Genomic DNA, 14848 nt, shown 5'->3' on the forward strand with positions numbered 1-14848 from the left:
GTGTAAAGTAACTTCGGACTGACATTTCCGGAATCGTCCATCTTGGAGACAGTTCCGATCGGCGTCTTAAATTTGCGCCGCATGACAACTCTGCGGCGGCCGCCAGCGTGGATGGACGAGAAAAAGGCGGCGCCGTTGCCGGCGCCGCCTCGTTGTTTTTTTCCGATAGAGCCGGAAGAAGGCTTACTTGAGCTCGACGGTGCCGCCGGCTTCTTCGATCTTCTTCTTGATTTCTTCGGCTTCGGTCTTGTTGATGCCTTCCTTGACGGCCTTCGGCGCGCTTTCGACGAGCGCCTTGGCTTCGGTCAGGCCCAGGCCGGTGATCGCGCGGACTTCCTTGATGACCTGGATCTTCTTCCCGCCGTCGCCGGTCAGGATGACGTCGAATTCGGTCTGCTCTTCGACAGCTTCGGCAGCAGCGGCCGGGCCGGCAGCAACCGCGACAGCAGCGGCGGCGCTAACGCCCCATGCTTCTTCGAGGGCCTTGGCAAGGTCAGCCGCCTCGAGGACGGTCAGCTTCGAAAGTTCTTCAACAAGCTTGGCAATATCAGCCATGATGGTTCACTCCAATTTGTGGCGGGGCCGGACACCATGTCCTGAACCCCAAGATTGTGTCGTCTGACGAATAGCGTCTCTTAGGCTGCCTTGTCCGCGTAAGCGGCAAACACACGGGCGACCTTCGCGGCGGGCGCGGTAACGACCTGAGCGATTTTCGTCGCAGGTGCGTTGACCAGACCGATGAGCTTGGCGCGCAACTCGTCGAGGCTCGGCATCGAGGCAAGTGCCCGAATCCCGGCTTCGTCGAGAACGACCGAACCCATCGAACCGCCGACGATTTCAAGCTTGTCGTTCGTCTTGGCGAATTCGACAGCGGCCTTTGCAGCCGCGACCGGGTCAGTCGACCAGGCCAGCCCGACCGGACCGGTGAGCATGTCACCGAGCCCGACATAGTCGGTGTTTTCAAGAGCGAGATTGGCGAGACGGTTCTTCGCAACCTTGTAGGTGGCGCCAGCATCGCGCATCTTCAGACGCAGGGCGGTGGACTGAGCCACCGTCATGCCGACGTTACGGGTGACAACCACCACAGCAACTTCGGAGAAGACCGCATTGAGCTGGGCAACCGCGTCGGCTTTCTGCGAACGATCCATGCCATACTCCTTCACTAATGGCCGCGCAGGATGGCTCCTGAGCGACCGGCTACGTTTGTCCATGGCAGAGCCGGGGCTCCGTCACGGGCGAGTCCGTCGAAAGGGAAGGAGGGTGTGTGCCGCCATTATGGCAGAGCACGCGGGCGGCTGCTTGCGCTGGGCCGCCGGAATCTCGTTTCCCCGTCTAGGCTGGAAATTAAGAAGGCCCGATTGCCTTCACCAACTGTCTCGGACGGATGACCGGCGAAACCCGAATAAGGCCCGCCGGACAATCCCGTTAAGGGATCGGGGGTGGCCTCTACGGATTTGCGGCTGATAGTCAAGCATGGAACATTCCGGCGCGAAACATCCTTCTCCTGGGGTCAACAACAAGGAGAAGAACGATGGGACGGAATGTTACCATAGGCCTCGGAACGCTGATCATTATCCTGATCGTGGTTGCGCTGCTGTTCTGATTTTGTGGCGGGGACGCGCGTCCCCGCCATCGATTCAGTCTTTCGGGTCGGTTCCGGCATAGGTGAGCAGGTCACCCGGCTGGCAGTCCAGTTCGCGGCAGATAGCGGCGAGGGTGGAGAAGCGGATCGCCTTGGCCTTGCCGGTCTTGAGGATCGACAGGTTAGCGAGCGTCAGGCCCACCCGCTCGGCCAGCTCGGTCAGAGTCATGCGGCGGGCGTGGAGCAGGTCATCGAGCTTGACCATGATCCGGGTTCCTTCGATCTCGTCGTTGACGGGGGGCATCACACGGTCCCTTCGAGGTCTTCGCGCATAGCGGCACCATGGCGGAACACGCGGGCGAGGATGAAGAGCACCAGAACGATCAGGAAGCCAGCCAGATCGTTAGGGCGGATGTCGAATGTGTTCTGACTTTGGGGGTCGATAAGGCTGAAGGCAAAGACGCGAAGTTCACCGACGATCACGGTTAGAACCTGCGAGCTGAGAAGCAGCCACGCCATCGCGTTGAGGCGCCGCGCGTTGTCAGGGATGAAGGGGTCGCCCTTGCTGGCGCTCTCGATAAGCGCGCGCATCTTGCCGAAGAAGAAGAACATTACAGCAAAGTTTGCCATGACTGTGAGGCCGATAAAGGCCGTCAAAAGCGGATACTTTGCTGCGTCCGGGAGGGACTCTGCGTCGGCCAGCCCGGGCAGCATGCCTTCGCTCATCAGTGTGACAACCACGATGAGAAGGAAAAAAACGCCTCCTCCCAGCACGCAAAGAGCCTGAAGCACAAGGGCGATGACTTTGCCGAGTTTGAGCAGCAAGTCGTCTTTAGCGAGGGTCATGATCATGTCTCCGGTTGCGCTCTCAAGCGAGCTCGACAGTTGCAAATGCGGCGGGCGCTGCTGCCTGCGCAGGGGCAACCGCGAAGATCGCGCCGATGGAGCTTAGCGTGAGAGCAATGGCGATGAGCGCGGCGAATGCGGGGTTGGCAAAGGGCGGCATATCGTTCTCCTTTAAGGGGCACATCGTTGCTCGATAAACCCTCTCTAATCCGATTCACGGCTTATCGTCAATCAATAATATTGAAAAACGATATGACCCGCCTCTTTTTCCGGCAAAAGCGCACCGTGCGACGAACTGCGACGGCCCGAGCGTTGACAGGCCGGGGGTGCGATCCTACATGCGCCCCTCACGCAAGCTTCGAGCAAGACCGATTCATTCGCGGGGATCGGTCCCGAAATGGAAGCGGCGGGACGCCAATCTCGCGATGCAAACAGAATGCTGCGGCCAGCGCCCACCGGACACGGGGGATGGCCATGCGGCGTTCTTGCGTCGGATGCGGCATTTTTTCTGCGTCGAACGACAGCGATTTTACCCGTCCGCGCGGCACCTTCGCGCGGCCCAATCAAAGAGGCCCACTCCTCCATGGCAACCAAGGCGAAGACGCCCGTCATCCGCAGCCGCAAGGCGCAGGGCACCGCGAAAAAGCGCATCCGCAAGATCTTCGGTGACATTCACGAAGTGGTGCAGATGCCGAACCTGATCGAGGTGCAGCGCGAAAGCTACGAACAGTTCCTGCGTTCGGACAAGGCGACCGGCTATGTCTCGGGCCTCGAAAAGACGCTGCGCAGCGTGTTCCCGATCCGCGATTTCGCCGGCACCGCCGAACTCGATTTCGTGCATTACGAACTCGAAGATCCGAAATACGACACCACCGAATGCCGTCAGCGCGGCATTACCTATGCTGCCCCGATGAAGGTGACTTTGCGCCTGATCGTGTTCGAGGTGGATCAGGAAACCGAAACCCGCTCGGTCCTCGATATCAAGGAGCAGGACGTCTACATGGGCGACATGCCGCTCATGACGGATAACGGCACCTTCATCATCAACGGCACCGAGCGTGTGATCGTCTCGCAGATGCACCGTTCGCCGGGCGTGCTGTTCGATCACGATCGCGGCAAGACCCATTCGTCGGGCAAGCTGCTGTTCGCTGCCCGCGTGATCCCCTATCGCGGTTCGTGGCTGGACTTCGAATTCGACGCCAAGGACATCGTCAACGTCCGGATCGACCGCAAGCGCAAGCTGCCGGTCACCGCGCTGCTCTATTCGCTCGGCCTCGATGCCGAGGGCATTCTCTCGCACTTCTACAACACCGTGGTGTGGGACCGCGCCAAGGATGGATGGAAGATACCGTTCGTGGCCGAACAATGGCGCGGGTCCAAGCCGACCTTCCCGCTGATCGATGCTGCGACCGGAGAAGAAGTGTTCCCCGCCGGTACGAAGATTTCGCCGCGCGCTGCCAACAAGGCAGCCAAGGATGGCCTCGCCGATCTGCTGCTGCCGACTGAAGAAGTCGTCAGCCGCTATGCCGCGTGCGACATGATCGATGAATCCACGGGCCGCATCTATATCGAAGCGGGCGATGAACTGACGCTCGAACATGTCGAGGCATTCGACAAGGCCGGGATCGACCGGCTCGAACTGCTCGACATTGATGAAATCAACACCGGGCCGTGGATCCGCAACACGCTGAAGGCCGACAAGGCCGAAAACCGTGATGAAGGCCTTGAGGCCATCTACAAGGTGATGCGTCCGGGCGAACCGCCGACGAAGGAAACTGCCGAGGCGCTGTTCGAAGGTCTGTTCTTCGATGCCGAACGCTATGACCTGTCGGCCGTGGGCCGCGTGAAGCTCAACATGCGTCTCGGCCTCGATGCCGAAGACACTGTCACCACCCTGCGCAAGGAAGACATCCTTGCCGTTGTGAAGGAACTGGTCGGCCTCAAGGACGGCAAGGGCGAAGTCGACGACATCGACAACCTCGGCAACCGCCGCGTCCGTTCGGTGGGCGAGCTGCTGGAAAACCAGTACCGCGTCGGCCTGCTGCGCATGGAGCGCGCCGTGAAGGAGCGCATGTCCTCGGTCGATGTCTCGACCGTCATGCCGAACGATCTGATCAACGCCAAGCCTGCGGTTGCCGCGGTGCGTGAATTCTTCGGATCTTCGCAGCTGTCGCAGTTCATGGATCAGACCAACCCGCTGTCGGAAGTCACCCACAAGCGCCGCGTTTCGGCCTTGGGCCCGGGCGGTCTCACCCGTGAACGCGCTGGCTTCGAAGTGCGCGACGTTCACCCGACCCACTACGGCCGCATCTGCCCGATCGAAACGCCGGAAGGCCCGAACATCGGTCTGATCAACTCGCTGGCGAGCTTCAGCCGGGTCAACAAGTACGGCTTCATCGAAACCCCCTACCGCAAGGTGGTGGACGGCAACGTGACGACCGACGTGATCTACCTTTCCGCAATGGAAGAGCAGAAGCACACCGTGGCGCAGGCTTCGGCCGAGCTGAATGAAGATGGCAGCTTCGTCGAGGAACTGGTTTCCGCCCGCCACAACGGCGACAACCTGATGGCGCCGCGTGAACACGTGACGCTGATGGACGTTTCGCCCAAGCAGCTGGTTTCGGTTGCGGCTTCGTTGATCCCGTTCCTGGAAAACGATGACGCCAACCGCGCGCTGATGGGTTCGAACATGCAGCGCCAGGCTGTCCCGCTGGTCAAGGCTGAAGCGCCTTGGGTCGGCACCGGGATGGAAGAAACCGTGGCGCGTGATAGCGGCGCGGCAATTGCCGCCCGTCGCGGCGGGATCGTCGACCAGGTCGACGCCACCCGTATCGTGATCCGTGCGATCGGCGATGTCGAACCCGGCCAGTCGGGCGTGGACATCTACACGCTGCAGAAGTTCCAGCGTTCCAACCAGAACACCTGCATCAACCAGCGTCCGCTGGTGAAGGTGGGCGACGTGATCGAACAGGGCGACATCATTGCCGATGGCCCCTCGACCGATCTCGGTGAATTGGCGCTCGGCAAGAATAGCCTCGTCGCGTTCATGCCGTGGAACGGCTACAACTACGAGGACTCGATCCTGATCAGCGAACGCATCGTGAAGGACGACGTGTTCACCTCGATCCACATCGAGGAATTCGAAGTCATGGCGCGCGACACCAAGCTCGGGCCGGAAGACATTACCCGCGACATTCCCAATGTCGGCGAGGAAGCCCTGCGCAACCTCGACGAAGCGGGCATCGTCTATATAGGCGCCGAAGTGCACCCCGGTGACATCCTCGTGGGCAAGATCACGCCCAAGGGCGAAAGTCCGATGACGCCGGAAGAAAAGCTGCTGCGCGCCATCTTCGGCGAAAAGGCTTCGGATGTGCGCGACACTTCGCTGCGGCTGCCGCCGGGCGTGGCGGGCACGATCGTCGAGGTCCGGGTGTTCAACCGCCACGGGATCGAGATCGATGACCGTACCCGTGCGATCCAGAACGAGGAAATCGAACGCCTCCGCAAGGATGCGGCGGACGAACGTGCCATCCTCAACCGTGCGACCTACAACCGCCTGCGCGACATGCTGATCGGCCAGACCGCATCGGCTGCTCCTAAGGGTTCGAAGAAGGGCGTCGAGATCACCGAGGAACTGCTCGAGGAAATCGAACGTCACGAATGGTTCAAGTTCGCGGTGGCTGAAGATGGCCGTCAGGCGCAGATCGAAGCAGTGAAGTCGCAGTACGACGAAGCCGTCGGCCTGATCGATGCCAAGTTTGCAGACCGTAAGGAAAAGCTGGAACGCGGCGATGAACTCGCTCCAGGCGTGCTCAAGATGGTCAAGGTGTTCGTCGCGGTGAAGCGCAAGCTGCAGCCGGGCGACAAGATGGCCGGCCGCCACGGGAACAAGGGCGTGATCAGCCGCATCCTGCCGGCCGAGGACATGCCGTTCCTCGAAGACGGGACGCCGGTCGATCTGGTGCTCAACCCTCTGGGCGTGCCATCGCGCATGAACGTCGGGCAAATCTTTGAAACGCACCTCGGCTTTGCGGCGCGTGCATTGGGTCACGAGATCAAGGGCAAGCTGGAGGAATGGCGCGCTGCCAATCCGAACGCTGCCGAAGATTACGCCAATGTCGCACCGCCGGCTGCAGTCGTGGATCGTCTCAAGGACATCTACGGCGAGCAGTATTTCGAAGATCTCGACAGCCGCACCACGGCCGATATCGTCGAACTGGCGGGCAACCTCGAAGCAGGCGTTCCGATGGGCACCCCGGTGTTCGACGGCGCGCGCGAGCCGGACGTGTCGGAAATGCTGATCAAGGCAGGGATCGATTCTTCGGGTCAGTCCACGCTGTATGATGGCCGCACCGGCGAGGCGTTCGACCGCAAAGTCACCGTGGGCATCATCTACATGCTCAAGCTGCACCACCTCGTCGACGACAAGATCCACGCGCGTTCGATCGGGCCGTACAGCCTCGTCACCCAGCAGCCGCTGGGCGGTAAGGCGCAGTTCGGCGGACAGCGTTTCGGCGAAATGGAAGTCTGGGCGCTGCAGGCCTACGGCGCGGCCTACACCTTGCAGGAAATGCTGACGGTGAAGTCCGATGACGTGGTCGGTCGCACCAAGGTCTACGAAGCGATCGTCAAGGGTGATGACACCTTCGAGGCCGGCATTCCCGAGAGCTTCAACGTGCTCGTCAAGGAAATGCGCTCGCTGGGTCTTAACGTCGAACTGAAGTCGATCCTCGACGAGGATGACGGCGACCAGACCGATTACAGCGCGATCGCAGCGGAATAGAGGCGCGGCGGGCCGGGACGCAAGTTTCCGGCCCCCGCACCCCTCGCCCATCTGAATTCATCCCATCAGCGGGAAGCAAGTCATGAACGAACTCACGAAATTCACCAACCAGCTGGCGAAGCCCGAAACCTTCGACCAGATTCAGATCGGCATCGCCAGCCCGGAGCGCATCCGCTCGTGGTCCTATGGCGAGATCAAGAAGCCGGAAACCATCAACTACCGCACGTTCAAGCCCGAACGTGACGGGTTGTTCTGCGCGCGCATCTTCGGCCCTGTGAAGGATTACGAGTGCCTGTGCGGCAAGTACAAGCGCATGAAGTACAAGGGCGTCGTCTGCGAAAAGTGCGGCGTCGAAGTCACTGTCACCAAGGTGCGCCGCGAGCGCATGGGCCACATCGAACTGGCCGCGCCGGTCGCGCATATCTGGTTCCTGAAGTCGCTGCCGTCGCGCATCGGCCTGCTGCTCGACATGCAGCTCAAGCAGCTTGAGCGCATTCTCTACTTCGAAAGCTACGTGGTGATCGAGCCGGGCCTGACCCCGCTCGAAAAGTACCAGCTGCTGACCGAAGACGAACTGCTCGAAGCGCAGGACGAATATGGCGAGGACGCCTTCAGCGCCAGCATCGGCGCGGAAGCCGTGCAGATCATGCTGGCGGAACTCGACCTCGAGAACGAGCGTGACGTGCTGATGGAAGAGCTCGCGACCACCAAGTCGCTGCTCAAGCCGAAGAAGATCATCAAGCGGCTGAAGGTGGTCGAAAGCTTCATCGATTCGGGCAACCGCCCCGAATGGATGATCCTTGAAGTGATCCCCGTGATCCCGCCCGAACTGCGCCCGCTGGTGCCGCTGGATGGCGGCCGCTTTGCGACGTCCGATCTCAACGATCTCTATCGCCGCGTGATCAACCGCAACAACCGTCTGAAGCGCCTGATTGAACTGCGCGCGCCGGACATCATCGTCCGCAACGAAAAGCGCATGTTGCAGGAAGCGGTTGACGCATTGTTCGACAACGGCCGCCGTGGCCGTGTCATAACCGGCGCCAACAAGCGTCCGCTGAAGTCGCTCTCCGACATGCTCAAGGGCAAGCAGGGCCGCTTCCGTCAGAACCTGCTCGGCAAGCGCGTCGACTATTCAGGCCGTTCGGTGATCGTCACCGGGCCGGAATTGAAGCTGCACCAGTGCGGCCTGCCCAAGAAGATGGCGCTCGAGCTGTTCAAGCCGTTCATCTACGCGCGCCTCGATGCCAAGGGTCTTTCTATGACCCTGAAGCAGGCCAAGAAGTGGGTTGAGAAGGAACGCAAGGAAGTCTGGGACATCCTCGACGAGGTGATCCGCGAACACCCGGTGCTGCTCAACCGCGCGCCGACGCTGCACCGCTTGGGCATCCAGGCGTTCGAGCCCGTGCTGATCGAAGGCAAGGCGATCCAGCTGCACCCGCTGGTCTGCTCGGCCTTCAACGCCGACTTCGATGGTGACCAGATGGCGGTCCACGTGCCGCTGTCGCTGGAAGCCCAGCTCGAAGCGCGCGTGCTGATGATGTCGACCAACAACATCCTCTCGCCCGCCAACGGCAAGCCGATCATCGTGCCTTCGCAGGACATGGTTCTGGGGATCTACTACCTCTCGATGGAGCGGCAGGAGAAGCATGCCGAATACCTTGAAAACGCCGATGGCACAAAGGTCGAACGCCTGCCGCGTTTCTCCGACATGGCCGAAGTGCACCATGCGCTCGAATCCAAGGCGGTTACGCTGCACACCCGCATTCTCGCCCGCGTTCCGCAGGCCGACGAATCCGGTAAGGTGTCGATGCAGCGTTTCGAAACCACCCCGGGCCGGATGCTGATCGGCGAATGCCTGCCCAAGAACCACAAGGTGCCGTTCGACATCATCAATCGCCTGCTCACCAAGCGTGAGATCGGCGATGTGATCGATCAGGTGTACCGCCACACCGGCCAGAAGGACACGGTGTTGTTCGCCGACGCGATCATGAGCCTCGGCTTCCGCTACGCGTTCAAAGCCGGGATCAGCTTCGGCAAGGATGACATGATCATCCCCGACGCCAAGATCAAATTGGTCGACGAGACCAAGGAACTGGTGGCCGGTTACGAACAGCAGTATCAGGACGGCCTGATCACCCAGCAGGAAAAGTACAACAAGGTGATCGATGCCTGGTCAAAGTGCGGTGACATGGTCGCCGACGCGATGATGGCTGAGATCAAGGCGACCCCGATCGACGCAGAGGGCAAGGAAGCCCAGATCAACTCGATCTACATGATGAGCCACTCCGGTGCGCGTGGTTCGCCAGCGCAGATGAAGCAGCTTGCCGGAATGCGCGGTCTAATGGCCAAGCCTTCGGGCGAGATCATCGAGACCCCGATCATCTCGAATTTCAAGGAAGGTTTGACCGTTCTTGAGTACTTCAACTCCACCCATGGCGCCCGTAAGGGTCTTGCGGATACGGCGTTGAAGACGGCAAACTCGGGTTACCTCACCCGCCGTCTGGTCGACGTTTCGCAGGACTGCGTCATTGTCGAAGAAGACTGCAAGACCGAAAACGCGCTCGAGATGCGCGCCATCGTTCAGGGCGGTTCTGTGATCGCTTCGCTGGGTGAGCGCATTCTTGGGCGCACTGTGGCCGAAGACATCATCAACGCCGCAACCGGCGAAGTGATCGTCCCCTCCGGCACGCTGCTCGACGAGCCGATGGTGAAGGAAATCGAGGCGGCCGAAGTGCAGTCCGCCCGGATTCGGTCGCCGCTGATCTGCGAAGCCGAACAGGGCGTCTGCGGCACCTGCTACGGGCGCGATCTGGCGCGCGGCACGCCGGTCAACATCGGTGAAGCCGTCGGCGTTATCGCGGCGCAATCGATCGGTGAACCCGGCACCCAGCTGACGATGCGGACGTTCCACATCGGCGGCGCGGCGCAGCTCAACGAAACTTCGCACCTCGAGGCGATTTCGGATGGCCGCGTCGAGCTTCGCGACATGCCCACCATCACCGACAAGCGCGGTCGTATCCTCAGCCTTGCCCGCAACGGCGAGATTGCGGTGATCGACGCCGAAGGCCGTGAGCGCGAGATGCACAAGGTGCCTTACGGTACGGTGCTGATGTTCAAGGATGGCGAGCACGTGAAGATCGGCGCTCGACTAGCCGAGTGGGATCCGTTCACCTTGCCGATCATCACCGAGCAATCGGGCGTGGTGAAGTATCAGGATCTGGCCGAGGGCATCACGCTCGAGGAAGCGGTCGATGATGCCACCGGGATTGCGCAGCGCGTGGTGACCGAAAACCGGGCGACGGGTCGCAAGAAGAAGGAAGACCTGCGTCCGCGCCTCACGCTGCTGGCCGAAGGCTCGGGGGAGATCGAAGCGGCACGTTACATGCTCGCGCCGGGCACCACCCTGTCGGTCGAGGATGGCCAGACGGTCGAAGCTGGCGACATTCTCGCCCGTGCCAGCCGCGAAGCCGCCAAGACCCGCGACATCACCGGCGGTCTGCCGCGAGTGGCCGAACTGTTCGAGGCGCGCATGCCCAAGGACGTTTCGGTTATCGCCAAGATTTCCGGACGGATCGAATTCGTCCGCGAATACAAGGCCAAGCGAAAGATTGCGATCATTCCCGAGGAAGGGGATCCGGTGGAATACCTGATCGCCAAAACCAAGGTGATCGATGTGCAGGAAGGCGATTTCGTGAAGAAGGGTGACACCCTTGTTTCCGGCTCGCCCAACCCGCACGATATCCTCGAGGTGATGGGCGTCGAAGCTCTGGCCGAATATCTCGTCAACGAGATCCAGGAAGTCTATCGCTTGCAGGGCGTGAAGATCAACGACAAGCACATCGAGGTGATCGTTCGCCAGATGCTGCAGAAGGTCGAGATCACCGATGGCGGGGACACCACCCTGCTGCCGGGCGAGCAGGTCGATCTGGCGGAAATGCTGGAGATCAACGGCAAGCTGGCCAAGGGCAAGCAGGGCGCGAGCGGTACTCCGGTGTTGCTCGGCATTACCAAGGCGTCGCTGCAAACCCGCAGCTTCATCTCGGCGGCCTCGTTCCAGGAAACCACCCGCGTGCTGACGCAGGCGGCGGTCGAAGGGAAGAAGGACACCCTGATCGGGCTGAAGGAGAACGTGATCGTCGGCCGCCTCATCCCCGCCGGTACCGGCGCGGGCATGAACCGCCTGCGTGTCACCGCCAACAGCCGCGACGCCGCGCTCAAGGCCGCTTGGAAGAAGCAGCAGGATGCTCTTGCCGCAACTGGCCAACGTGAAGCAGAACCGGCACCGGATGCGGTCGGATCGGAAGAGAAGATGAAGGCAGCGATGGCAGCGATGGCGGCTGCGGCCCCGGCTGCCGATGCGGATGACGCCGGCGAGGAATAAACCCCTCCCGCACACCCGCATGGCGCTAACAGATACCCCGCCGGAACTTCGGTTCCGGCGGGGTTTTCTGTGAACACAATCGGCAACCGGGCAATTATGCTATTGCAACTCACTCGCATAAAGGCTATTCCGATGTCTGTTCCACAGGCAAGCAGCACAAGCGAGGTTTCATGTCCCGGCAGCACCAGTCCTCCGCCACGACCCGCGATATCATTGCCGCCCTGGCCGCCCCACCGCGCATCGAGCAATTGGGACCGATCGCGGGGCGATTCATCCATGCGCTGCGGCTGATCGCGCTGCACGAACGGATGGGGCGTGACCCCGTGCCCGAACTGGCAGTCAGGCTCGGTAGCGTGGACGTTGCCGCCAAATCGCTGATCTTGGCGCAGACCATCTCCGCGAACTGGCCCGAAAACATCCACGTCTCGCGTTTCTGCTGCCGTCTGATGAGCCACGATGAAGCGACTATCGGCGCATTTATCGATGCTGCCGCCGCCGCCGACAGGATCGGCTTCGAAGCTGCGCTTATCGGCCTGATCCGCAACGACCGGCTGCACAGCCTGTGGGAAGGTGCGCTGGCGCTCGCCGCGGCGGAACTGCGGGCCGCCTGATTCCGGCTCACATGTCGGAGAACCCGTGATAGGGGGAGGCATGAAGAAGTTCATCCCGCTCGTCTGCCTTGCACTGCTCGCCTGCAGCCCTAATCGCGAGCCGACCTCCGCACCCGATACCGCGCAGTCTACCCCAACTGCGAACTCGCCCGCCACCGCTCCGGTGGGCAATCTTGAGGGCGCATATCGCGTCGCCGGAATCGACGGCGCGCCAATCGATGCCCCTATCGGCCTCGCCCTGACCGTTACGGACAGCCGCATCGTCTCCGATGCAGCCTGCGGTGGATTTGCGTGGGATTACACGCTCGAAGGGAACGCCCTCGCAACCACCCGCGTTGTTTCGCCCGCGCCCGACTGTCTCGCCCGAACGAGCTTTCCCCGCGCCGTGTTCGATCTCGCTGCGGCGATCGATGCGGTCAGTGAAGCGCAGCGCACACCATCGAACGGGATCGAATTGTCCGGCGCTGGCCGATCCGCAACGCTCTACTCGCAATAATGCGCAAGCCGCGCTAACGGGCGAGCCATGAGCACAATTACCCGTTTCGCCCCGTCACCCACCGGCCGCCTGCATGTCGGCAACATCCGCACCGCGCTGCACAACTGGATGCTGGCGCGCAAGGCCGGGGGCACCTTCATCCTGCGGATCGACGATACCGATGCGGCCCGCAGCCGTGAGGAATATGTCGACGCGATCAAGGCTGACCTCACCTGGCTCGGCCTCGATTGGGATCGCGAGGAACGCCAGTCGCATCGCTTGGAGCGCTACGAGGATGCTTTCACGCGGCTCAAGGATGCTGGCCGCATATACCCCTGTTACGAAAGTGCGCAGGAGCTGGAGATCAAGCGCAAGATTGCGCTCGGCCGCGGATTGCCGCCAAACTATGACCGTGCTGCGCTGGGCCTGACGGACGCCGAACGCGCCGAGAAGGAAGCGCAAGGTACGCCTGCGCACTGGCGGTTCCTGCTCGACCATGAGGAGCCAATCGCGTGGAACGACGGCATCCGCGGGCCGCAGAAATTCGACGCTGCCCAGCTGTCCGATCCCGTCATACGCCGGGCTGGTGGCTCATGGCTCTACATGATGCCGAGTGCGGTCGACGATATCGATATGGGCATCACGCAGGTGCTGCGCGGCGAGGATCATGTTTCGAACACCGCTGTGCAAATTCAGATCTTTACCGCACTTTTTGCTGCAGGCTTTGCTGCGCAAGAAAGTGCAGCAAAAAAGGTGCCATGCTTCGCCCACGAGGCGCTGCTGGTTGGCCGCGAAGGGAAGCTTTCGAAGCGGCTCGGTTCGCTGAGTAGCGATGCCCTATGCGAGCGCGGGATCGAGCCTGAGGCGGTCATCGCCCTGTTGGCGCGGCTCGGCACATCGCAACCTGTCGAACCGATCGCGGACCGCAGTACTCTGGTGGCCAGCTTCGACCTTGCGACCTTCGGCCGCGCGCCTGCCAAGTTCAATGAGGAGGATCTCGAGCGCCTCAACGCCGCTATCGTCCATCAACTGGACTATACAGCGGTGCAGGCGCGCCTGCCCGATGGCATGGACGAGGCCGGCTGGCACGCGATCCGTCCGAACCTCGCCCGTGTCGACGAGGCAGGCGAGTGGTGGCGGCTGGTGATCGGTCCGATCGACCAGCCGGAGTTTTCCGAAGATGACCGCAGCTATCTCGCCGCCGCCGCTGCAGCGCTTGAATGGGGAAGCGATCCTTGGGGCGCTCTGACTGCGGCGCTGAAGAGTTCCACCGAGCGCAAGGGCAGGGCTCTGTTTCTCCCGCTACGGCAGGCTCTCACAGGCATGGATCATGGTCCGGACATGGGCGAATTGCTCCCGCTGATCGGTGAAAGCGAGGCACGGGCACGGCTGACGCGGGCTGCCGCTCAATAGGCACCGGTCGGCAGGGACGGATCAGTCAGTGCAGTCCCGATCAGTCTTCAAAAGAATAACGGCCTCCTCCTCGTCCACCAGCATCAGTCGCGGCGGTGTATCGAGGCCGAGCTTGTCCGCCATCTCGTTCTCCGTCCGCGTCAGATCACGGCAGGCCTCTGCAAGCCGCTGACGGGTCCGCCGGGGGAGCGCGGAAAAGCGGGGAACGCGGCGGCGCCTGGTAAAGAGCTTGTCCGATAGTGTCATGGCTAAAACCCTCCGCGATGAAAAGGCAGGATCAGGAACGCCAGCGCTTGCAGAAGGAGCGATAGAAGGATCAGTCGCAACGCCCATGTCCGTCGGATCGCGCTGATCGCGTTGCCCTTCAACAGCTCTTCATAAGCCACTGCATAACTGGCGGCGAGAACGCCCCATGCGCTATCTTCGGCACCACCGGTTGATCCATCCCCGCCTGCAAGATCGGGTAGCCGTGGAGGCTCGTGATAGACGAACAACCACTCCGACAGCAGCACCTGATAAGCCGAGGCGGACAGCGCGATCACAGAGCACACGGCCAGGCACAAAATGGCCAATGTCGAGAAATGCCCCAAGCGCGCCACGTCGATCTCCACGCTCAGCGTGCCAAGGGCGAACACCGCGAAGGAAATCGCCGCGACTGGGGTGCTGAGGCTGCCGCGGATCGCTTCGCGCCGCGACTTTTCGGAAAGGAACATCTGCCGGGCGTGTTCCAGATGGTGATCGGTGATCTTCGCCATGT

The 14848-nt window shown here is 61.6% G+C and carries 12 protein-coding genes; 5 read left to right on the forward strand and 7 right to left on the reverse strand.

All coding sequences use genetic code 11. From position 1 onward, the window contains the following. Positions 1–183: 183 nt before the first annotated feature. From rplL to J3454_RS10900, 5 genes are all read right to left on the reverse strand, one after another. Positions 184–555: a 50S ribosomal protein L7/L12 gene (gene rplL / locus J3454_RS10880; RefSeq protein ID WP_296722523.1), complete on the reverse strand. Its 372-nt coding sequence runs from the start codon at positions 553–555 to the stop codon at positions 184–186. An 80-nt stretch (positions 556–635) separates the two neighbouring features. Beyond that, positions 636–1148, reverse strand: a complete 513-nt coding sequence (gene rplJ / locus J3454_RS10885; RefSeq protein WP_349513775.1) for a 50S ribosomal protein L10 — start codon at positions 1146–1148, stop codon at positions 636–638. A gap of 489 nt (positions 1149–1637) precedes the next feature. Beyond that, complete coding sequence (locus J3454_RS10890) at positions 1638–1886, reverse strand: helix-turn-helix domain-containing protein (protein WP_349513776.1); 249 nt, start codon at positions 1884–1886, stop codon at positions 1638–1640. Next, entirely contained in the window at positions 1886–2434 is a 549-nt protein-coding gene (locus J3454_RS10895) for a DUF2975 domain-containing protein (RefSeq protein WP_349513777.1), read from the reverse strand. Before J3454_RS10895 ends, J3454_RS10890 begins: the two co-directional genes overlap by 1 nt. 16 nt (positions 2435–2450) lie before the next feature. Beyond that, positions 2451–2588 carry a hypothetical protein gene (locus tag J3454_RS10900; RefSeq protein ID WP_349513778.1) on the reverse strand — a complete coding sequence of 46 codons (138 nt, stop codon included), beginning with the start codon at positions 2586–2588 and terminating at the stop codon, positions 2451–2453. Positions 2589–3011: 423 nt separating this feature from the next. Here J3454_RS10900 and rpoB point away from each other — a divergent pair, with 423 nt between their 5' ends. From rpoB to gltX, 5 genes are all read left to right on the forward strand, one after another. Then, positions 3012–7211 (forward strand): DNA-directed RNA polymerase subunit beta, encoded by a 4200-nt coding sequence (gene rpoB, locus J3454_RS10905; protein WP_349513779.1) that lies wholly within the window; start codon positions 3012–3014, stop codon positions 7209–7211. An 82-nt stretch (positions 7212–7293) separates the two neighbouring features. After that, positions 7294–11592, forward strand: coding sequence for a DNA-directed RNA polymerase subunit beta' (rpoC, locus tag J3454_RS10910; protein WP_349513780.1), 4299 nt, complete (start codon positions 7294–7296; stop codon positions 11590–11592). A gap of 170 nt (positions 11593–11762) precedes the next feature. Next, positions 11763–12203, forward strand: a complete 441-nt coding sequence (locus J3454_RS10915) for a DNA-directed RNA polymerase subunit beta' (RefSeq protein ID WP_349513781.1) — start codon at positions 11763–11765, stop codon at positions 12201–12203. A gap of 40 nt (positions 12204–12243) precedes the next feature. Beyond that, entirely contained in the window at positions 12244–12699 is a 456-nt protein-coding gene (locus J3454_RS10920) for a hypothetical protein (RefSeq protein ID WP_349513782.1), read from the forward strand. A 27-nt stretch (positions 12700–12726) separates the two neighbouring features. Continuing rightward, positions 12727–14091 carry a glutamate--tRNA ligase gene (gene gltX, locus J3454_RS10925; protein WP_349513783.1) on the forward strand — a complete coding sequence of 455 codons (1365 nt, stop codon included), beginning with the start codon at positions 12727–12729 and terminating at the stop codon, positions 14089–14091. A gap of 21 nt (positions 14092–14112) precedes the next feature. Here the strand turns inward: gltX and J3454_RS10930 are convergent, their stop codons facing one another. Next, positions 14113–14337 carry a hypothetical protein gene (locus tag J3454_RS10930; RefSeq protein WP_349513784.1) on the reverse strand — a complete coding sequence of 75 codons (225 nt, stop codon included), beginning with the start codon at positions 14335–14337 and terminating at the stop codon, positions 14113–14115. A 2-nt stretch (positions 14338–14339) separates the two neighbouring features. Then, entirely contained in the window at positions 14340–14846 is a 507-nt protein-coding gene (locus J3454_RS10935) for a hypothetical protein (RefSeq protein ID WP_349513785.1), read from the reverse strand. Between the last annotated feature and the right edge of the window lie 2 nt (positions 14847–14848).

The sequence above is a fragment of the Erythrobacter sp. NFXS35 genome (assembly GCF_040148725.1).
GTDB lineage: Bacteria > Pseudomonadota > Alphaproteobacteria > Sphingomonadales > Sphingomonadaceae > Erythrobacter.